Annotated in this window: 21 protein-coding genes; 11 read left to right on the plus strand and 10 right to left on the minus strand. The window is 64.1% G+C overall.

Going from position 1 to position 20,175, the window contains the following annotated elements; genetic code table 11:
* Nucleotides 1–10: 10 nt before the first annotated feature.
* Genes ASE52_RS14440 through ASE52_RS14450 form a run of 3 tightly spaced genes read right to left on the minus strand, consistent with a single transcriptional unit; the run spans nt 11 to nt 2,853 of the window.
* Nucleotides 11–316 (minus strand): DUF1330 domain-containing protein, encoded by a 306-nt coding sequence (locus ASE52_RS14440; protein ID WP_010464003.1) that lies wholly within the window; start codon nt 314–316, stop codon nt 11–13.
* 12 nt (nt 317–328) lie between these two features.
* The gene (gene kdsA / locus ASE52_RS14445; RefSeq protein WP_057226973.1) at nt 329–1,183 is read right to left on the minus strand and encodes a 3-deoxy-8-phosphooctulonate synthase; all 855 of its coding nucleotides are present in this window, start codon (nt 1,181–1,183) and stop codon (nt 329–331) included.
* Between the two features lie 11 nt (nt 1,184–1,194).
* The gene (locus tag ASE52_RS14450) at nt 1,195–2,853 is read right to left on the minus strand and encodes a CTP synthase (protein ID WP_057226975.1); all 1,659 of its coding nucleotides are present in this window, start codon (nt 2,851–2,853) and stop codon (nt 1,195–1,197) included.
* A 91-nt stretch (nt 2,854–2,944) separates the two neighbouring features.
* On the opposite strand from ASE52_RS14450, the gene coaBC reads away from it, so the two are divergent.
* From coaBC to ASE52_RS14470, 4 genes are all read left to right on the plus strand, one after another.
* Nucleotides 2,945–4,168, plus strand: a complete 1,224-nt coding sequence (gene coaBC, locus ASE52_RS14455) for a bifunctional phosphopantothenoylcysteine decarboxylase/phosphopantothenate--cysteine ligase CoaBC (RefSeq protein WP_057226977.1) — start codon at nt 2,945–2,947, stop codon at nt 4,166–4,168.
* 225 nt (nt 4,169–4,393) lie between these two features.
* On the plus strand, nt 4,394–4,660 hold the full coding sequence (locus ASE52_RS14460) for a hypothetical protein (RefSeq protein ID WP_010464007.1): 267 nt from the start codon (nt 4,394–4,396) through the stop codon (nt 4,658–4,660).
* 2 nt (nt 4,661–4,662) lie between these two features.
* Complete coding sequence (gene dut, locus ASE52_RS14465; protein ID WP_057226979.1) at nt 4,663–5,109, plus strand: dUTP diphosphatase; 447 nt, start codon at nt 4,663–4,665, stop codon at nt 5,107–5,109.
* Between the two features lie 195 nt (nt 5,110–5,304).
* On the plus strand, nt 5,305–5,808 hold the full coding sequence (locus tag ASE52_RS14470) for a glycine zipper 2TM domain-containing protein (RefSeq protein ID WP_029414090.1): 504 nt from the start codon (nt 5,305–5,307) through the stop codon (nt 5,806–5,808).
* Nucleotides 5,809–5,865: 57 nt separating this feature from the next.
* On the opposite strand, the gene ASE52_RS14475 is transcribed toward ASE52_RS14470, so the two are convergent.
* A complete protein-coding gene (locus ASE52_RS14475) occupies nt 5,866–6,390 on the minus strand; it encodes a peptidylprolyl isomerase (RefSeq protein ID WP_010464010.1) in 525 nt (174 codons plus the stop codon).
* 54 nt (nt 6,391–6,444) lie between these two features.
* Between ASE52_RS14475 and ASE52_RS14480 the strand changes: the two genes are divergently transcribed.
* The 3 genes from ASE52_RS14480 to ASE52_RS25165 all read left to right on the plus strand — a co-directional run bounded on the left by ASE52_RS14480 (nt 6,445) and on the right by ASE52_RS25165 (nt 8,579).
* Nucleotides 6,445–7,569: a cupin domain-containing protein gene (locus ASE52_RS14480; protein WP_057226981.1), complete on the plus strand. Its 1,125-nt coding sequence runs from the start codon at nt 6,445–6,447 to the stop codon at nt 7,567–7,569.
* Between the two features lie 26 nt (nt 7,570–7,595).
* The gene (locus ASE52_RS14485) at nt 7,596–8,114 is read left to right on the plus strand and encodes a hypothetical protein (RefSeq protein ID WP_057226983.1); all 519 of its coding nucleotides are present in this window, start codon (nt 7,596–7,598) and stop codon (nt 8,112–8,114) included.
* A gap of 201 nt (nt 8,115–8,315) precedes the next feature.
* Complete coding sequence (locus ASE52_RS25165; RefSeq protein WP_081474651.1) at nt 8,316–8,579, plus strand: hypothetical protein; 264 nt, start codon at nt 8,316–8,318, stop codon at nt 8,577–8,579.
* A 134-nt stretch (nt 8,580–8,713) separates the two neighbouring features.
* Here the strand turns inward: ASE52_RS25165 and ASE52_RS14490 are convergent, their stop codons facing one another.
* From ASE52_RS14490 to ASE52_RS14510, 6 genes are all read right to left on the minus strand, one after another.
* Nucleotides 8,714–9,496 carry an MBL fold metallo-hydrolase gene (locus ASE52_RS14490; RefSeq protein WP_057226985.1) on the minus strand — a complete coding sequence of 261 codons (783 nt, stop codon included), beginning with the start codon at nt 9,494–9,496 and terminating at the stop codon, nt 8,714–8,716.
* 88 nt (nt 9,497–9,584) lie between these two features.
* Nucleotides 9,585–10,676, minus strand: coding sequence for an outer membrane protein assembly factor BamC (bamC, locus tag ASE52_RS14495; RefSeq protein ID WP_082606877.1), 1,092 nt, complete (start codon nt 10,674–10,676; stop codon nt 9,585–9,587).
* A 45-nt stretch (nt 10,677–10,721) separates the two neighbouring features.
* The gene (gene dapA, locus ASE52_RS14500; RefSeq protein WP_057226988.1) at nt 10,722–11,618 is read right to left on the minus strand and encodes a 4-hydroxy-tetrahydrodipicolinate synthase; all 897 of its coding nucleotides are present in this window, start codon (nt 11,616–11,618) and stop codon (nt 10,722–10,724) included.
* A 30-nt stretch (nt 11,619–11,648) separates the two neighbouring features.
* On the minus strand, nt 11,649–12,203 hold the full coding sequence (locus ASE52_RS14505) for a class I SAM-dependent methyltransferase (RefSeq protein WP_057226991.1): 555 nt from the start codon (nt 12,201–12,203) through the stop codon (nt 11,649–11,651).
* An 86-nt stretch (nt 12,204–12,289) separates the two neighbouring features.
* A complete protein-coding gene (locus ASE52_RS26040) occupies nt 12,290–12,457 on the minus strand; it encodes a hypothetical protein (RefSeq protein WP_010464017.1) in 168 nt (55 codons plus the stop codon).
* A 27-nt stretch (nt 12,458–12,484) separates the two neighbouring features.
* A complete protein-coding gene (locus tag ASE52_RS14510) occupies nt 12,485–13,702 on the minus strand; it encodes an MFS transporter (protein ID WP_010464018.1) in 1,218 nt (405 codons plus the stop codon).
* Between the two features lie 144 nt (nt 13,703–13,846).
* Between ASE52_RS14510 and ASE52_RS14515 the strand changes: the two genes are divergently transcribed.
* The 4 genes from ASE52_RS14515 to ASE52_RS14530 all read left to right on the plus strand — a co-directional run bounded on the left by ASE52_RS14515 (nt 13,847) and on the right by ASE52_RS14530 (nt 20,174).
* Nucleotides 13,847–15,829 carry a DNA topoisomerase IV subunit B gene (locus tag ASE52_RS14515; RefSeq protein ID WP_057226994.1) on the plus strand — a complete coding sequence of 661 codons (1,983 nt, stop codon included), beginning with the start codon at nt 13,847–13,849 and terminating at the stop codon, nt 15,827–15,829.
* Between the two features lie 79 nt (nt 15,830–15,908).
* Nucleotides 15,909–16,709 carry a lytic transglycosylase domain-containing protein gene (locus tag ASE52_RS14520; RefSeq protein ID WP_082606878.1) on the plus strand — a complete coding sequence of 267 codons (801 nt, stop codon included), beginning with the start codon at nt 15,909–15,911 and terminating at the stop codon, nt 16,707–16,709.
* Entirely contained in the window at nt 16,706–19,063 is a 2,358-nt protein-coding gene (gene parC / locus ASE52_RS14525) for a DNA topoisomerase IV subunit A (protein WP_057226998.1), read from the plus strand. Before ASE52_RS14520 ends, parC begins: the two co-directional genes overlap by 4 nt.
* Before the next feature lie 4 nt (nt 19,064–19,067).
* Nucleotides 19,068–20,174, plus strand: coding sequence for a crosslink repair DNA glycosylase YcaQ family protein (locus tag ASE52_RS14530; protein ID WP_057227000.1), 1,107 nt, complete (start codon nt 19,068–19,070; stop codon nt 20,172–20,174).
* Nucleotide 20,175 lies beyond the last annotated feature (1 nt).

Consider the following 20,175-nt stretch of genomic DNA (forward strand, 5'->3'; position numbering starts at 1 on the left):
TAGATAAGGGTCAGACCGGGGCGTCTACGCCTTCGACCAGCACCATATTGAAAAACTCGGTGGCGCCTTCGCGCTTGGCGCGCGCGGCCCGGTACAACTCGGCGTCGTAGAAAGCCTTGGCATTGTCGAAACTGGGGAAGCGAAGCATGGCCACTCGTGCTGGCGTCCAATCGCCTTCCAAAGTCTCGAACTTTCCGCCGCGAACCAGGTATTCGCCACCATGGGCTTTCACCGCAGCGGGGGCGGCGGCCATGTACAGCTTGTACTGCTCGGGGTCGGTCACTTTCATGTCTACGATGATGTAGGCGACGGCCATTTTTTCGTCCTGTCAGTTGAAGTTGTTTTCTAGGAATCCGTTTTTCTTGGTGATGTCGTCCAGCGCCACCAAGGTCTCCAGCAACGCCTTCATGTGCTTGAGGGGCACGGCATTGGGCCCGTCCGACCAGGCCTCAGCGGGCTTGGGGTGGGTTTCCATGAACAGCCCTGCCACGCCCGCAGCCACACCGGCGCGGGCCAGCACAGGCACCATGTCGCGCGCGCCGCCGCTCACGGCGCCAAGCCCACCAGGTTTTTGCACCGAATGGGTCACGTCAAACACCACCGGCGCGCCAGACTTGCGCATCTCGGCCAGGCTGGTCATGTCGGCCACCAGATTGTTGTAGCCAAAGCTCACGCCGCGTTCGCAGGCGAGAAACCGGTCTTCCGACAGGCCAACTTCCAGCGCGGCAGCCCGGGCTTTGTCGATGACGTTCTTCATGTCCCAGGGTGCGAGGAACTGGCCCTTCTTGATGTTCACCGGCTTGCCAGACTGCGCCACGGCACGGATGAAGTCGGTCTGGCGGCACAGGAATGCGGGCGTCTGCAGCACATCGACCACGCTGGCCACTTCGGCCACCTGAGCTGTGTCGTGCACATCGGTCAGGATGGGCAACTGCAACTGGCGGCGCACCTCGTCCAGGATCTTGAGACCCGCCTCCAGCCCCACACCACGCTGGCTGGAGCCGGACGAGCGGTTGGCCTTGTCGAACGAGCCCTTGTAGATCAGCGGGATACCCAAGGCGGAGCAGGTTTCCTTGAGCTGGCCTGCGACGTCGAGCGACATCTGCAAGCCTTCAATGGAGCAGGTGCCCGCGATCAGGAAAAAGCGCTGGTGGAGGTCGACGTCGAATCCGCACAGTTGCATGGCCGTTTTCCTCAGGCTTTCGCCGCTTGCTTCTGGTGTTCCACCGCCGCCTTGATGAAGGCATTGAACAGCGGGTGGCCGTTCCAGGGCGTGGACTTGAACTCGGGGTGAAATTGCACGCCGATGAACCAGGGGTGCACGTTTTGCGGCAACTCCACGATTTCGGTGAGTTCTTCACGCTGCGTAAGCGCCGAGATCACCAGACCCGCCTTGCGCAGCTGGTCCAGGTAGTTCACGTTGGCTTCATAGCGGTGGCGGTGGCGCTCGGTCACCACATCTCCGTAGATGCTGTGGGCCAGCGTGTTGGCCGATACGTCAGAGCTTTGTGCACCCAGGCGCATGGTGCCGCCCAGATCCGAGTTTTCATCGCGCTTCTTGATCGTGCCGTCTGCATCTTTCCACTCGGTGATCAGGGCGATCACGGGGTGCGGGGTGGCGGGGTCGAACTCGGTGCTGTTGGCGTTCGCCAGGCCCGCCACATGGCGCGCGTATTCGATGGTGGCCACCTGCATCCCCAGGCAGATGCCCAGGTAGGGCACCTTGCGCTCGCGGGCAAACTGGGCTGTGGCGATCTTGCCTTCCACACCGCGTTGGCCAAAGCCGCCGGGCACCAGGATGGCGTCGTACTTGGCCAGTTTGGCCACAGCCTCCGCACTGTCGATGGTTTCAGAATCGACATGGTCGATCTTCACGCGCACATGGTTTCGCATGCCGGCGTGGCGCAGGGCTTCGTTGACGGACTTGTAGCTGTCCGAAAGGTCCACATACTTGCCCACCATCGCGATGGTGACTTCGCCTTGTGGGTGCTCGGTTTCGTGCACCAGGTCGTCCCAGCGCTTGAGGCTGGTGGGCGGCGTGTTCAGGCGCAGCTTGTCGCAGATCAGTCCGTCCAGGCCCTGTTCGTGCAGCATGCGGGGCACCTTGTAGATGGTGTCCACGTCCCACATGCTGATCACGCCCCATTCGGGCACGTTGGTGAACAGCGAGATCTTGGCGCGCTCTTCCTCGGGAATGCGGCGGTCGGCGCGGCACAGCAACGCATCGGCCTGGATGCCGATCTCGCGCAGCTTCTGCACGGTGTGCTGGGTGGGCTTGGTCTTGAGCTCGCCGGCCGCTGCGATCCAGGGCAGGTAGGTCAGGTGCACGAAGGCCGCATTGTTGGGGCCCATGCGCAGGCTCATCTGGCGCACGGCTTCAAGGAACGGCAGCGATTCGATGTCGCCCACGGTGCCGCCGATCTCGACGATGGCCACGTCCACCGCGTCGGGCGTGCCGATGCCCGCGCCGCGCTTGATGAATTCCTGGATTTCGTTGGTGACATGGGGAATGACCTGCACGGTCTTGCCCAGGTAGTCGCCGCGACGTTCCTTCTCCAGCACGGACTGGTAGATCTTGCCCGTGGTGAAGTTGTTGGTCTTCTTCATGCGCGTTTCGATGAAACGCTCATAGTGGCCGAGGTCCAGGTCGGTTTCTGCACCGTCGTCGGTCACGAACACCTCGCCGTGCTGGAATGGCGACATGGTGCCCGGATCTACGTTGATGTAGGGGTCTAGCTTGATGAGGGTGACTTTGAGTCCCCGCGATTCGAGGATCGCGGCAAGGGAGGCTGAGGCGATTCCCTTACCGAGGGAAGACACCACACCGCCGGTGACGAAGACAAATTTGGTCATGTCTTTTTTGGTGGTGGGAAATTGGGATTATAGATGGCACCCCGGCGGCACCCCGGCCGGCAGGGTCACCCCCGTCTGCTAAATTCGCTCCATGAATGAGCTTGCTGGCAAACACATTGTTCTGGGTCTGAGTGGGGGCGTGGCTTGCTACAAGGCGGCTGATCTGTGCCGCCAGCTCATCAAAGAGGGGGCCACCGTGCAGGTCGTCATGACCGAAGCGGCTGAGCAATTCGTCACGCCGGTCACCATGCAGGCCCTGTCCGGCCGCCCCGTGTATGGCTCGCAGTGGGATGCGCGCGAGCCCAACAACATGCCCCACATCAACCTGAGCCGTGAGGCCGATGCCATCCTGATTGCGCCCTGCAGTGCGGATTTCATCGCGCGGCTGGTGCAGGGGAGGGCGGATGAATTGTTGAGCCTGCTGTGCCTGGCACGTCCGGCGCACCAGGTGCCGTTGTTGCTGGCACCCGCCATGAACCGTGAGATGTGGGCTCACCCAGCCACGCAGCGCAACCTGGCCCAGGTTGCGCAGGATGGTGCGGTGGTGCTGGGTGTGGGCAACGGCGACCAGGCTTGTGGCGAGACTGGTGATGGCCGTATGTTGGAACCTGGGGAGCTGCTTGAGGAGTTGATTGCCTTCTTCGCGCCCAAGGTCCTGGCGGGGCGCAAGGTGCTGGTGACGGCGGGCCCCACTTTTGAGGCCATCGATCCTGTGCGCGGTATCACCAACCTTTCAAGCGGGAAGATGGGCTTTGCCATCGCCCGCGCGGCCCGCGAGGCTGGAGCCGATGTCACTTTGGTGGCCGGGCCTGTGCATGTGTCCACTCCGCGTGGCGTGCGCCGTGTGAATGTGCTGTCGGCCGGGGACATGTTGGCGGCGGTGGAGCGGCATGTGCAGGCGGCTTCGGTGTTCATTGCCACGGCTGCCGTGGCGGACTGGCGGCCAGCCAGCCAGTCTTCCCAGAAGATCAAGAAGGACGGATCGGGCCAGACGCCGACCCTGGGTTTTGTCGAGAACCCCGACATTCTGGCTGCGGTGGCGAAGTCATCGCATGCCCTCGCAGGCGATTTGTTCTGTGTCGGTTTTGCGGCGGAGAGCCATGATCTGCTGGCCCATGCGACGGCCAAGCGCGTGCGCAAAGGGGTACCGCTGCTGGTGGGCAACATCGGCCCTGCCACTTTTGGGATGGATGACAATGCCCTGTTGCTAGTGGATGCGGAGGGTCACCGGGAGCTGCCCCGTGCTTCCAAGCGCGTGCTGGCGCAGCAACTGGTGGAGGACATCGCCGCCCGCTTGCCGCCCCTGGGTTCGTGACTTTCGTTTTTAGGAGGTCGTATGAATACTGGCTCCACCAAGCCTGAATGGGACACACCGCCCAATGGCGATTTTGCGCGATATGTGGAGCGGCTGAGCGCGTCAGCTCCCGCCAGGAGCGCGCAGGCACCATCCCCTGGCTCCACCACGGCATCTAAGCCGGCGGCTGCAGGTGGTGTGCGCCCGATGTCTCCGGCTGTTCCGCCGGACCTTGCCCAGGTTCTCATGCCTTTGTTCGGAGTGCTGCGGACGGTGCGTGTCGTGCTGTTGGTGCTGATTGCACTGCATGCCGTTGCGCTGTTTGTGTTCAGCCAGGGCTCTTTGCCGGGGCTGGTGGTCATGGGGGCTATTTGGTGGGGGCTCGGCTGGCTGATGGAGGCTGCGCCCAAAGCCCTATCATCCGCAGGCTCCGGCGCCACGCCAGGCGTGGCGCCCTTGCAGGAGCGGCTGCGGCAAGTGACCCAGCAGCGCAAAACAGGAAAGAAAAAATAGCTGTGAAGATTGATGTGAAGATTCTGGATCCGCGCATGGCGGACCAGTTGCCAACCTATGCCACGCCCGGTAGTGCTGGCCTGGATCTGCGGGCCTGCCTCGATGCTCCGCTGACATTGCAGCCCAATGGTTGGCAGCTGGTGCCCACGGGGATTGCCGTGTACCTCAAGGACCCCGGGTATGCCGCGCTGATCCTGCCACGCTCGGGCTTGGGTCACAAGCATGGCATCGTGCTGGGCAATCTCGTGGGGTTGATCGACAGCGACTACCAGGGGCAGCTCATGGTGAGCGCCTGGAACCGCAGCGGCACTGCATTCACTCTGGAGCCGATGGAGCGACTGGCCCAGTTGGTGATCGTCCCGGTGGTGCAGGCACAGTTCAATGTGGTGACGGAGTTTGCAGCGACGGAGCGCGGTGAGGGCGGCTACGGATCTACCGGAAAAGCCTGAAAAACGAGCAGCCAGTGGGCCGTGGGCGTGGTTGTAAGACGGCGCTTACCTTTGGAAGAGTCTGTTACTGACCAACTCGCAGCCTCCGCGTCTACGGCATGGGGTGCTCGCGCGTTGTTCCAATCAAGGCATGCGCACCGAGTCTGAGTTCTCAGAGCGCCATGCGCCAGCCCCCCTGACTTTAGGAGTTTGAAAATGCTGCAATTTACCCGTTCCTTCGCCATTGCCGGTGCTGTCGTCCTCATGGGCTCCTTGGCCGCTTGCGGCCACAACCGTTCGGCTCCTCCGCCGCAATATTCGGGTGGCTACTCAGGTGGCTACCAGACCGCGCCAGCCTACCCGAACAGCCCGGCAGGCACGGAATATGGTCGGGTTTCCAACATTGAAGTGCTGCAGGGGCGCTCACAAGGCCAAACCTCTGGTGCAGGAGCTGTGATCGGAGCCGTGGTCGGGGGTGTGCTGGGCAACCAGATTGGCAAGGGCTCAGGCCGCGCCGCAGCGACAGGCGTAGGTATTGTTGGGGGAGCCGTCGCAGGCAATGCCATCGAGGGCCGCAACAACAGCCAGGAAGTACAGGGTTATCGCCTGTCGGTACAACTCGATCACGGGGGCTACCGCGTCTACGACGTGAGCAGCCCTGGGGATCTGCGCATGGGTGACCGTGTGCGCCTCTACAACGGCCAGATTTCTCGCCTTTGATGAACCGGCAGGTTGCGCGGGAGTCCTGAGTCGTTCAGGACTGCCCGTCAATGCGGTTCAGTGGAGCAGGTTATTGCCAGGGGCCTGGGGCTGAACCCGAAAGAAACCGGTACCGGCGGTGCCACGGCCAATCTCTTCTTCAGTGGCTTCACGCACCGCTTGTACGGTCAACTGCAAACGCAGCGCAATACCCGCCAACGGATGGTTGCCGTCCAGAACCACATGTTCAGGATAGATCTCGGTCACCGTGTAGAGCCCGGTGCGGGGAGCATCGGGGTTGCAGCCTTGCGGCAAAGCGGCGCCGTCAAACGTCATTCCCTCTTCGATCTCTGCGGGAAACAGGGCACGCGGTTCCAGGAACAGCAATTGATCATTGAAGTCGCCGAAGGCGTCTTCGGGCTCCAGGTGGAGTGCCAGCGTGGCCCCGGGGCTGTGGCCTTGCAGGGCTTCCTCGATGCGGGGCAGCAGATCGTCGCCCCCCACCAGAAACTCCACAGGGTCATCGAGAACGTCCAGTTCTTCGCCCAGGGTGTCTTTCAGCGTCCAGGTCAGTGCGACCACACATTGTTGGGTAATTTCCATAGGAGAATTGTCGCAGTTTGACCAATGGCCCCGCAAAGGGGTAGACCTGTGCCCATGGATATCCAGCAACCCCTTTCCCTGCTCGGTGGCCTGACCCCCGCGCAATTCATGCGCCGCCATTGGCAGAAGAAGCCTTTGCTGGTGCGCCAGGCTATTCCCCAGTTCACGCCCCCAGTGCTGCGGTCCGAGCTTTTCGCGCTGGCCGCCCAAGAGGGGGTGGAGTCCCGCCTTGTTCAATTGGCCAAAGGTGCGTGGAAGCTGCGCCACGGCCCTTTCCAGCGGCGTGCCCTGCCTGCACTCCAGCAGCCAGACTGGACCTTGCTGGTGCAAGGGGTGGACCTGCACAATGATGCAGTACACGCGCTGATGCAGCAGTTCAGGTTTGTGCCGGAAGCGCGGCTTGATGACCTCATGATCAGCTATGCGTCCCCTGGCGGGGGGGTGGGCCCGCATTTCGACAGCTACGACGTCTTTCTGTTGCAGGCCCACGGTCGGCGGCGCTGGCGCATTGGCCGCCAGAAGGATCTCACGCTGCGTGATGACATTCCGCTCAAGGTGTTGGCGCAGTTCGAGCCGGAAGAGGAGTTTGTGCTGGAGCCTGGCGACATGCTGTACCTGCCACCGCGCTATGCACATGACGGCATCGCCGAGGGCGAATGCATGACCTATTCGATCGGTTTCAGGGCCCCGGCCCGTGCTGAGCTTGCGCAAGAACTGCTGGTGCGCCTGGCTGAGGATGCTGCCGATGAGGGCAGCCCCTTGTTGTACCGAGACGCGCAGCAGGAGGCTGTGCCTCAGCCCGCAGCCATTCCTGCGGGGTTGCAGGATTTTGCGCGCGATGCACTGGCCCGCGCGCTGGCGCAGCCCCTGGTGCTGGAGCGCGCGCTCGGTGAATATCTGACCGAACCCAAGCCCAGCGTGTGGTTCGAGCCAGGGGACGCGGGTGTGATGCTCGAAGGTGTACGCCTGGATCGCCGCAGCCGCATGATGTACGACACGCACCATGTGTTCATCAATGGCGAGAGCTACCGCGCTGCAGGCCGCGATGCGACGCTGATGCGCCGCCTGGCCGACGAACGCCGGTTGAGCGCCCGCGAACTGGCGCGCGCCAGTGACGATGCGCTGGAGCTGCTGTCGTCCTGGTGTGATGCGGGCTGGGCCCATGTCTGGGCTGAATAGACTGTCGCACCCAAGGAGACATCGCCATGACCGAGGCTTCCCCTCCCCCGAATTCGCTGCCTGATCTGCCTTCAGGGCGTTTCAGTGGCAGAGAGGCGTTTCAGCAGATGGTGCGCGATGCGATTGCTACCGCCGCCCGGGATGGCTGGAAGGAAATTCTGATCAGCGATGCGAATTTTCATGACTGGCCCCTGGGTGAACGTGGCGTGGTCGAGGCCCTCCAAGATTGGGCCCATGGGAGCCGGCGGTTCACCATGCTGGCGTGCAGCTACGACGACGTGATTCGCCGGCATGCGCGGTTTGTACGCTGGCGGGGCACCTGGGACCACATCATCAATTGCCGCCGCAGCCCGACCGCCGATCCCTTGGATATTCCCAGCGCGTTCTGGTCGCCGCAGTGGGTGATGCAGCGGCTGGACCCGGAGCGGTGTGTAGGTGTTGCCGGCAACGAGCCGGACCGGCGGGTGCTGCTGCGCGAGACCCTCAATGAGTGGGTGCGCAGCAAAAGCACGCCCGGTTTTCCCGCATCCACGCTGGGGTTGTGAGCAAAATGCACGCTTTGTGCCTTGTCAATCGGGTGTAAAGGTTTCGTCAGTGTTAGTCTGTATTGACTAAATACCAATATAATCGGCGGCTGCGCCAAAAAGGTGCAAGCCAAGCGCATTGTGCCAAAGCGTACCGGGGCTTCCAAAAAGCCTGACGCCGTGGCTTTTCAAGATTCTGTCTGTCCAACTAGGAAAATCGAAATGAAGAACTCTCTCGTTCTGGCCGCCCTGATCGCTGCTGCAGCCCTCGCCGCTTGTGGCAAGAAGGAAGAGCCAGCTCCAGCGCCAGCACCTGCTGCCGTGGAAGCCCCAGCTCCAGCACCCGCACCAGCTCCTGCCGCTTCTGAAGCCGCTCCTGCTGCTTCCGACGCTGCTTCGGCTGCTGCCGCACCCGCTGCTGACGCTGCCAAGGCTGCTGCTGACGCTGCTGCCACCGCTGCTACTGGCGCTTCCGCAGCCAAGTAATTCGCTGCAGGCCACAGCGGGTTGCAAGACCTGCTATCGCCCCGAAAGCCCCGCATCGCAAGGTCGGGGCTTTTTCTTTTTGGCGGTGCCTTCCTTCCCTGGGGTTGGTCGTTTGCGACATGGCCAGGGTCACTTCATCCTGCAACTGAAAGCCAGGGTGTTCCCATCGTTGGGCTGGCGACGGTGATTTCGTCGGCGGGCCACTCCAGCGCAAGACCCAGTGCCTGTTGGGCGAGGGCGGGGGCATTGTTCTGCGCGCTCAGGTGGGCGGCGACCACACGCTGCAGACCAGGGTGCCGCACGGCGCGCAGGATGTCGGCTGTCGCCAAATTGGCCAGGTGCCCATACGGTCCTCCGACGCGGCGCTTCAGAAAGGCCGGGTATCGGGACGCTTCGAGCATTGCGGGGTCGTGGTTGGCTTCAATCATGAGCGCATGGCAGCCCTGCAATTGCTGCAAAACATGGTCACTGGCGTGGCCCAGGTCGGTCAGCACACCCAGGTGGGTTGCACCGTCCGAGCAGCGCAGCTGCAGCGGTTCGCGGGCATCGTGTGGCACGGTGAAGGGCAGGGCGCTGAAGGTGCCCAGGTCCAGGGCCTGCATGTCGTGCGCGATGCGCAGCATGCCATCAAAGTCGGGCGCGCCCAGGGCAGCGTAGGTGCCTTGGCTCATCCACACCGGAATACGGTGGCGCACCGCCACGGCCAGCGCACAGCCGATGTGGTCCGAGTGTTCGTGGGTGATGAATACGGCATCCAGGTCTTCCAACTGCAGTTGCGCTTGCGCCAAGCGGGCCTGCAGTTGCCGGATGCCGAATCCACAATCAATGAGCAGGCGGCGGACCTGCGGGCCGCTGCTGCCTTCCACCACTGTGGCGTTGCCCGTGCTGCCGCTGCCCAGGTTTTTGAAGCGCAGCATGTCGTGGTCGAAGGCGCTTCCCGTGCAGCGTAACCCCGCTCCACGGGCAGGCGGCCGGGGCAATGGAGGTGGCGTGCGCCGGGGGTGCTTATTTCAGATCGTCGGCAATCACGCGCACGATGCGCTCGGCATTGGCTGACGACTCGGGGACGCCAGCCTCATTGAGCACCGACACCGTGGTGGACTCGCCCTGGCTGCGCACCACGATGCGGTACTTCAGTGGAGGCGTGGCGTTGGACGAGCTGAAGAGTTTGCCGAAGAATCCGGGGTCCTTCTTTTCGGCATTGGGGGCCACATAGCGCACAAAGTAGGTACCTTCATTGCGATTGCGGTCTTCCACCGTGAAGCCTGTGCGGTCCAGGGCCAGGCCGATGCGGCGCCATGCGCGGTCAAACCCCTCGTCGAGCTGGACCACGGGCTTGTTGTCCACCGTGGCCATGCGGGCAGATTGAGCACGTGGTGCGGGAGCTGCGGCCACCGCCTTCGACTGCTCCTGGCTCACACCCAGCTTGACCATCAGGCGGCGCAGGAATTCGGTTTCCAGCTCGGGGTCAGAGGGGCGGGGCTGCCACACCGTGTTGTCCTTGGTGGCCGTGCCGTAGACCTCGATCATCCCGCGGTGGGTGATGTAGACCTCGGTGCCGCCATTGGCGTTGCGCTCCAGGCGGGTGCGGAACTTGTCGCGCTCACCGGTGGAGTACAGCGAGTCCAGCAGCTTGCCCAGGGTTGAGCGGATGAAGTCCTGTGGCAGTTTGGCGCGATTTTCAGCCCAATCGGTTTCCATGATGCCCACGTTGGGCTCTGCCTGGGCCAGGTTGAAACCGCTTTCTTGCCAGAAGTCGCGCACGGGCTCCCAGAGCTTGTCGGCCGGGCGATTGACCACCAGCCAGCGCTGGTTGCCATCGCGCTCAATGCGGACGTCGCCCAGTTGCAGGGCGGCGGCGTTGGCAGTGCCCGATGGCTGCGCGGCCTGGCCGGCCTGCATGGCGGCAGCCGAGACAGCGCCGCCAGGGACGTTGTAGCGCGAATCGCGCGACAGCTGGGTCAGGTCTGGTGGGACTTCCAGGGTCGAGCCTTTGGTGGCGCTCTTGTAGTCGATCTTGTCGCCCTCCAGGGCGGCACAGGCGGACAGGGCCATGGCAAGGGTCAGCAGGCTCAGGCGGGTGGTAGCAGCTTTCACGCGGAAATCCTTGGAGAGTGTCTCGGGGAGCGGGCGCAGCCCGGATTAGATCAGGCCGCTGTTGCGCAGCGCAGATTCGACCACAGCCTCGTTGCTGGTGGTCAGCGGCGTCATGGGCAGGCGCATGGTGCCACCACACAGGCCCATGCGGGCCACGGCCCATTTGACCGGGATGGGGTTGGCTTCGACAAACAGGTTCTTGTGCACGGGCATGAGCTGGAACTGGATCTGCATGGCACGCTGGACATTGCCAGCCAATGCGGCCATGCACAGCTCGTGCATGAGGCGGGGCGCCACATTGGCCGTCACGCTGATGTTGCCATGGCCGCCGCACAGCATGAGCGCCACGGCGGTCGGGTCGTCGCCCGAGTACACACCAAAGCCTTTGGGCACATCGCGGATGAGCCACTGGGCGCGCTCGATGTTGCCGGTGGCTTCCTTGATGCCGATGATGCCGGGCACCTGGGCCAAGCGCAGCACGGTGTCGTGCTGCATATCGGCCACCGAGCGGCCGGGCACGTTGTACAGCACGACAGGCAGGTCGCCCGTGGCTTCGGCAATCGCCTTGAAATGCTGGAACTGGCCCTCTTGCGTGGGCTTGTTGTAGTACGGCACCACTTGCAACTGGCTGTCGGCCCCCACGCCACGCGCGAACTTGGCCAGCTCGATGGCTTCAGCGGTGGAGTTGGCTCCGCAGCCGGCCATGATGGGCACACGCTTGGCAGACTGCTCCACGGCCACGCGGATGATTTCGCAATGCTCTTCGACGTTGACGGTCGGCGATTCGCCCGTGGTGCCCACCACGCCGATGCAGTCGGTGCCTTCGGCAATGTGCCAGTCGATCAGTTTGCGCAGGGCCGGGTAGTCCACGCTGCCGTCCTCGTGCATGGGAGTGACGAGGGCGACGATGCTGCCGGTGAGGGCGACGGAAGAAGAGGTCATGTCCGCAGTGGTAAACGGTAAAAGGGCATTCTAACTAGCCCACATGGGCAAAAGATGTCGTGAGGGTCCACCAGACCGTGGGAGTTCCCGCACGGCCGTGATGCGTTGCACGAAACGGTCGGGGTTTTGTTGGAAGCCGTCTTCATAGGCCACGGTGCGCAGTCCGGTGCAGGCGGTCAGCAGTTCCCCGGGCTGCAGAAGAAATTCGGGCCGGGCCGGGCGGCCCACGGTGTCGTTGCCGTGTGCGAAGGTTTCGTAGATCAGCACGCCGCCCGGTGCCACGCTCTCCACCATGGTGGCCAGCAGGGGCCGCCACAGGTAGTTGGTGACCACCACTGCACCAAACTGACGGCCTGCAAAGGGCCATGGGCCCTTCTCGATGTCGGCCAGCACCAGCTCCCCCAGCCCCTCGCAGGCGGCCAGGGCCTCGGCAGAACGGTCGACCCCGACCACGGGGTGGCCCAAGCCGCGCAACCAACGCAGGTGGCGCCCTGCGCCGCAGGCCACGTCGAGCGCAGTGCTGCCCGGCGCGATCAAATGGGACCAGCGGCGAACCCAGTCGGAAGCGGCTTCGTTACCGTGCATTGTGTTTTGCTACCAAAAATATAGCTAATAGCGATTGATGGATAAGCGCTGGAGGCGAAAAATAGTTGAAATTGGGAGTTGCAGGCTCAAAAGCAAGCCCACATCTGGTCGGCCAGCATCACCATGAAGTCCGGCACCGTGTACATGCCAAACACCGCGAGGCACAGCAGCACGGCGACCGTCCAGGCCAGCCAGCGCCAAGCCCACGGCACGCTCCGGCCGAGCGGCGTGGGAGATGTGCTGGCGGTCGGCATGGTGGTGTCTGGATGGCGTTGCTGGTTTCAGGCGGGTTGGGCCGCGCCGCGCTGGATGGGGCTTTCCCGGACGGGCAGGTTCACCAGGCCGGCGAACACCCCGAGCCCAATGGCGATGTACCAGACGATATCGTAGCTGCCCGTAACGTCATACAGGTAGCCGCCCAGCCACACGCCCAGAAAGCTGCCGATCTGGTGGCTGAAGAACACAAAGCCGCCCAGCATCGACAGATGCTGCACGCCAAAGATCTGCGCAATGGTGGCGTTGGTGGGTGGAATGGTGGACAACCACAGCGTGCCCATGACCGCCGAGAACACATACACCGACAGCGGCGACAGCGGCACGAGCAGGAACACAGTGATCACCGCCGCGCGCGCGAAGTAAATGAAGGCCAGGATGAACCGCTTGGGCATGCGCTGGCCCAGGGTGCCGGCCACGTAGGTGCCCAGCACATTGAAGAGGCCGATCAGCGCCAGCGCATAGCTGGCCACCTGGGGCGACAGGCCGTGGTCCTTGAGGTAGCTGGGCATGTGGACCCCAATGAAGACCACCTGGAAGCCGCAGACGAAGTAGCCCGCCATCAGCAGGTTGAAGCTGGGATAGCGGAAGGCCTCGCCCAGCGCCTGCACGATGGTCTGCTCGCGTTTGACCGGGGCGGCTCCGGCAAAGCTGGGCTCGCGCAGGCCAAAAGCCAGGGGCACGATCAGCAGCACCATCAGCGACAGCGCCAGCAGCGCCTGTTGCCAGCCCAGGCCAGCGATCAGCCAGCCTTCCACCGGCACCATGAGGAACTGCCCGAACGAGCCTGCCGCAGCGGCCACGCCCATGGCCCATGAGCGGCGCTCTGGCGCAATCTGCCGCCCCAGCACGCCATAGATCACTGCATAGGTCGTGCCGGCCTGTGCCGCACCGATGAGCACGCCAGCAGTCAGTGCAAACAGGGTGGGCGTGGGCGACAGCGCCATGCCTGCCAAGCCCAGGCCATACAGCACGGCACCGCCCATGAGCACGCGGAAGGCGCCAAACCGGTCGGCCACCATGCCCGCAAAAATCCCGATCAGGCCCCAGGACAGGTTCTGGATCGCAATCGCCAGCGCGAATGACTGGCGCGTCCAGCCCATTTCCTGGGTGATGGGCAAGAGCCACAGCCCGAACCCGTGGCGGATGCCCATCGACAGTGTCACGATGGCCGCGCCACAGGCGAGCACCTGGAACATGGACAGTTTGGGAGGATTCATATGCATGCGCAGGAATGTAGCGAGATTGGGCGAAACGCGCTGATACACCGGTGACCAATACAGTTGCAAGCAGGGTCAGACTTTGCGAGCCCGCTGGAGAACTGGTTTTATATCCAGCTATTGCTGCGCTGCCGCACTACAATCCGCCCCATGTCTGCCAAACCGTCCCCCGTGTCCGCCAGTGAATATTCCGAAGGCTCGATCCGTGTGCTCAAGGGCCTGGAGCCCGTCAAGCAACGCCCGGGCATGTACACACGCACCGACAACCCGCTGCACATCATTCAGGAAGTGCTGGACAACGCCGCCGATGAGGCGCTGGCTGGCCACGGCAAAAAGATCCGCGTCACGCTGCATGCCGATAGCTCGGTGAGTGTCGAAGACGATGGGCGGGGTATTCCCTTCGGCATGCACCCCGAGGAAAACGCCCCGGTGATCGAACTGGTGTTCACCCGCCTGCACGCGGGCGGCAAGTTCGACAAGGGCAAGGGCGGCGCCTACAGCTTCTCAGGCGGCCTGCACGGCGTGGGCGTGAGTGTGACCAACGCCCTGGCGACGCGGCTGGAGGCGACGAGCTACCGCGAAGGCAAGGCGGCGCGCCTGGTGTTTTCGGCCGGGGATGTGATTGAACCCCTGGTGGCCCGGCCGCTGGAGGCGGGCGAGCGCAAGCAGGGCACCTCGGTCCGTGTATGGCCTGATGCCAAGTATTTCGAGTCGAGCGCGTTGCCCATGGGCGAGTTGACCCACCTGCTGCGCAGCAAGGCGGTGCTCATGCCGGGCGTGACGGTCCAGCTCGTCAACGAGAAAACCCGCGAGACGCAAACCTGGCAGTACAAAGGCGGCCTGCGCGACTACCTGATGCAGACGCTCAACGGCGACCCGGTGATCCCGCTGTTTGAAGGCGAGGGTTTTGCCGACCGCAATAACGAAAGTTTTGCCGAAGGCGAGGGCGCATCCTGGTGTGTGGCCTTCACTGAAGACGGCCAGCCCGTGCGCGAGAGCTACGTCAACCTGATCCCCACCAGTGCGGGTGGCACCCACGAAAGTGGCCTGCGCGACGGCCTGTTCAATGCCGTCAAGAGCTTCATCGAGCTGCACAGCCTGTTGCCCAAGGGCGTGAAGCTGTTGCCCGAGGACGTGTTTGCGCGCGCCAGCTATGTGCTCAGTGCCAAGGTGCTCGACCCGCAGTTCCAGGGCCAGATCAAGGAGCGCCTGAACTCGCGCGATGCGGTGCGCCTGGTCAGCGGCTTCGTGCGCCCGGCGCTCGAACTCTGGCTCAACCAGCACGTTGAATACGGTAAGAAGCTCGCCGAGCTGGCCATCAAGGCCGCGCAAACCCGCCAGAAGGCGGGCCAGAAGGTCGAAAAACGCAAGGGCTCGGGCGTGGCCGTGCTGCCCGGCAAGCTCACCGACTGCGAAAGCAAGGACATCGCCCACAACGAAGTTTTCCTGGTCGAGGGCGACTCGGCTGGGGGCAGCGCCAAGATGGGCCGCGACAAGGAAAGCCAGGCCATCCTGCCGCTGCGCGGCAAGGTGCTCAACACCTGGGAGGTGGAGCGCGATCGCCTGTTTGCCAACAACGAAATCCACGACATTTCGGTAGCGATTGGCGTGGACCCGCATGGCCCCAACGACACGCCGGATTTGAGCGGCCTGCGCTACGGCAAGGTCTGCATCCTGAGTGACGCCGACGTGGACGGCTCGCACATCCAGGTGCTGCTGCTCACGCTCTTCTTCCGCCACTTCCCCAAGCTCATCGAAACCGGCCACATCTACGTGGCGCGCCCGCCGCTGTTCCGCGTGGATGTGCCCGCACGCGGAAAGAAGCCCGCCGCCAAGATGTATGCGCTGGACGATGGCGAACTGACTGCCATCCTCGACAAGTGCGCCAAGGACGGCGTGCCGAAAGAGAAGTGCCAGATCAGCCGCTTCAAAGGCCTGGGCGAGATGAACGCCGAGCAGCTGTGGGAAACCACGCTCAACCCCGACACCCGCCGCCTGCTGCCCGTGCAACTGGGCGACATGGATTTTGCCGCCACCGAAGGCCTCATCACCAAGCTCATGGGCAAGGGCGAAGCCGCCGCGCGCCGCGAGCTGATGGAGCTGCATGGCGATGCGGTCGAGATCGATATCTGACCGCATCGACACGCTCCACCCGGTGTTTGTGATGAAAAATCCCCTTAAAAACAGTGCCCTGCGCTTGTCTGTATTAGGTATGCTGCTATGTTTTGTGCAGCAAGTGGCCCATGCGGACCTGTGGGCGCACGTGGACGAGCGCGGCGTGACGCACTTTGCCGCCGAGCAGATCGATGCGCGCTACCAGCTGTTTTTTCGTGGCAATGACTTTGACTCGACCCGGGATGTGCCCGCCAATGCGTCGCCCATGCCCTACGCGCTGCCTGCAGCAGGTGCGCGCCTGCTGGCTTTTTTTGACATCGCGCCCGACTACAAGCGGGTCAAACACCACCTGCGTGCTGCGTCCAGCAAACATGGCGTGGACTACGAATTGCTGCAGGCTGTGATCGCGACCGAGTCCGGTTTTGACGCCACTGCCGTGTCGCCCAAGGGCGCCGTGGGCCTGATGCAGGTGATGCCCGCCACGGCCAACCGGTTTGGCGTGAGCACGGATGCAAAACGCACGGTGGAGCAAAAGCTGGCCGACCCGGCCGTGAACGTGCCCACCGGCACGCGCTACCTGCGCCACCTGCTGGACCTGTTTCCAGGCCGCATGGACCTGGCTGTTGCCGCCTACAACGCTGGCGAAGGCGCCGTGCAGCGCGCGGGCAACCAGATTCCGGCCTTCAAGGAAACGCAGAACTATGTGCGCACGGTGCTGGGCCTGTATGCCCAGCTCAAGCCCCCAGCCCCGGTGCTGGCGCAACGCGCCGTGCCGGGCCGCGTGCGCATGGAGCTTTCGGGTGGCGCGCAGAACCGGGGCAACCTGCCGCCCACCCGCGTGGCGCAGACCCGCAGCGCCCCCCAGAACGTGAACCCAGAAACTGTACCCAACGAATGAGCGACCAACCCACTCTTGATTTCACCACCGCAGGCGACGACGGGGGCGACTCCCTGGGCCTGGCGGGCTATGCCCAGCGCGCCTACCTCGAATACGCGCTGTCGGTCGTCAAGGGCCGTGCGCTGCCCGATGTGTGCGACGGCCTCAAGCCCGTGCAGCGGCGCATTCTGTATTCGATGGACCGCATGGGCCTGGGCTACAGCGGCCCCACGCGCAGCGCGGCGGCCAAGCCGGTCAAGAGCGCCCGGGTGGTGGGTGATGTCATTGGCAAGTACCACCCGCACGGGGACACGGCGGCCTATGACGCCATGGTGCGCATGGCGCAGGACTTCGCCCAGCGCTACCCGCTGGTGGACGGCCAGGGCAACTTCGGCAGCCGCGACGGTGACGGCGCCGCGGCCATGCGCTACACCGAGGCGCGCCTGTCGCGCATCACCAGCCTGCTGCTCGACGAGATAGACGAAGGCACGGTCGATTTCGCCCCGAACTACGATGGCTCTGAGCAGGAGCCGCGCCAGCTGCCCGCACGCCTGCCGTTCGCGCTGCTCAATGGCGCCAGCGGCATTGCCGTGGGCCTGGCCACCGAAATCCCGAGCCACAATCTGCGCGAGATCGCCGACGCCTGCGTTGCGCTCATCAAGACGCCGTCGCTCAGCCAGGAAGAACTGCTGGCCATCGTGCCCGGACCGGACTACCCCGGTGGCGGCCAGATCATCAGTGCTGCCTCCGACATTGCCGATGCCTACCGCACGGGCCGGGGCAGCCTCAAGGTGCGCGCGCGCTGGAAGATCGAAGACATGGCGCGTGGCCAGTGGCAGCTGGTGGTCAACGAGTTGCCACCCGGCGTGAGCACGCAAAAGGTGCTCGAAGAGATCGAGGAAATCACCAACCCCAAGGTGAAGGCGGGCAAGAAGGCCCTGAGCCAGGACCAGACGCAACTGAAGGCCAGCATGCTGGCCGTGCTGGACGTGGTGCGTGACGAGTCGAGCAAAGACGCGCCCGTGCGTTTGGTGTTCGAGCCCAAGACGGGCAAGACCCCGCAGCAGGAACTGATCACCGCGCTGCTGGCCCACACCAGCCTCGAATCCTCGGCCCCCATCAACCTCACGATGGTGGGGCTCGATGGCCGGCCCACCCAAAAATCCCTGCGGCAGATGCTGGAAGAGTGGATTGCCTTCCGCCAGACCACCATCACCCGCCGCACGCAGCACCGTTTGAACAAGGTGCTGGAGCGCATCCACATCCTCGAAGGGCGGCAGATTGTCCTGCTCAACATCGATGAGGTGATTGCCATCATCCGCCAGGCCGACGAGCCCAAGGCGGCGCTGATCGCGCGCTTCAACCTCAGCGACCGGCAGGCCGAGGACATCCTTGAAATCCGCCTGCGCCAGCTCGCGCGGCTTGAAGCGATCAAGATCGAGCAGGAGCTGAAAGAACTGCGCGAAAGCCAGGGCAAGCTCGAAGACATCCTGAACAATCCTGGCTCGCTGCGCCGCACCATGGTCAAGGAGATCGAGCAGGATGCCAAGACCTTTGCCGACGCGCGCCGCACACTCATCCAGGCCGAGAAGAAGGCCGTGGCCGAAGTGAAGGTGGTGGACGAGCCCGTGACGGTGGTTGTTTCGGAAAAAGGCTGGGTGCGTGCCCGCACCGGCCATGGGCACGAGGCCGCCAGTTTTGCCTTCAAGGCGGGCGACGGGCTGTATGGCACGTTCGAGTGCCGCACGGTCGATACCCTGCTGGCCTTTGGCAGCAACGGCCGCGTGTATTCGGTGGCCGTGTCGCTGCTGCCCGGCGCGCGCGGTGATGGCCAGCCCGTGACCACGCTCATCGAACTGGAAGCGGGCACGCAGCTGCTGCACTACTTTGCGGGGCCCGCCAACGCCACGCTGCTGTTATCCAACTCGGGCGGCTACGGCTTTCTGGCGGCGGTCGAGAACATGGTCTCGCGCCAGAAGGGCGGAAAGGCCTTCCTCACGCTGGGCGAGGGTGAAACCGTGTGTGTGCCTTCGCACGCGGCGGGCACCACAGGCAGCAAGCCGGTGCTGCCTGCCACGCACGTGGCCTGTGCCTCCACGGGCGGGCGCATCCTCACGTTCGAGATCACCGAGCTGAAAACCATGGCCAATGGCGGCCGGGGCCTGATGCTGATCGACCTGGAAGACAAGGACCAGCTGGCGGGTGCCGCTGCGTACACGCGCAGCATTCGCCTGGACGGCATCGGCCGGGGTGGCAAGCAGCGCGATGAGACGCTGGAGATCCGCAGCCTGAACAACGCCCGTGCTGCGCGCGGCCGCAAGGGTAAGGCGGCGGACCTGGGCTTCAAGCCCAACGCAGTGACGCGGGTGGAGTAAGGGTGTGGCGCGCAACTCACCCACGCTGGATGAGCTGCGCCGCTACGCGATTGCGCGCAGCCTGTTCAAACCACTGACGCTGCCCGGCGCGATTCGCAAGCTTGGTTTTGTGCAGGCCGACCCGATGCGGGCGCCCGCACGGGCACAGGATCTGATTTTGCGCATGCGGGTGCGCGGCTACCGCGCAGGGGACCTGGAGCGCCGCTATGAGCGGTTGGGCATCGAGGAAGACGCTTTCGTCAACTATGGCTTCGTCTCGCGCGAGATGCTGGCGCTGCTGCATCCACGCACGCCGCGCCGGCCCTGGGATGTAGCCACCACCGAGCGTGCGCGCGAGGTGCTGGCGTTTGTGCAGGAGCGGGGCGTGGTGCACCCACGTGAGGTCAGCGAGGCGTTTGCACACCACGGCCGCGTGGCGGGCTACTGGGGCGGAGAGCTCAACGCGAGCACCCGCCTGCTGGATGCCATGCACCACCATGGCTGGCTGCGGGTGTGCCGCCGCGAATCGGGCACCCGGGTGTATGCGCCGATGGAGCACCCCGCGCAGGATGCCAGCCCCGCCGCGCGCCTGGCGCGCGCCGAAGCCCTGGTCGATCGCATCGTGGCACTGTACGCCCCGTTGCCCGCCTCCAGCCTGGGCTACCTCGTCACGCTGCTGCGCTACGGTGCACCGCAACTGGCGGCCGAGGCGCGCGCGGTGGCCAAGGCCGCGCATTTGCGCTACGGTCATGCGGTGGTGGGCGGAACGACCTGGTTCTGGCCCGCCAACGAAAACCCGGTCTCACGCCACCACCAGCCAGACCTGGGAGTGCGGCTGCTGGCACCGTTCGATCCCGTGGTCTGGGACCGCCGCCGTTTCGAGATGCTGTGGGGCTGGGCGTACCGGTTCGAAGCGTATGTGCCGGCCCCCAGGCGCACCATGGGCCACTATGCGTTGCCCGTGCTGTGGGGGGAACAGATGGTGGGTTGGGCGAACCTGCGCGTGGAGCGCGGGCAACTGCGGCATGAGTTGGGATTTGTGGCTGGCCGGCCTCCACGCGATGCGGGTTTTCGGCGCGCGCTGGACGAGGAGCTGGCGCTTTTCGAGGCCTTTCTGGGAACCGCGGCCTGAC

Origin of the sequence: Acidovorax sp. Root275 (genome assembly GCF_001428965.1) — a bacterium.
GTDB lineage: Bacteria > Pseudomonadota > Gammaproteobacteria > Burkholderiales > Burkholderiaceae_C > Acidovorax > Acidovorax radicis.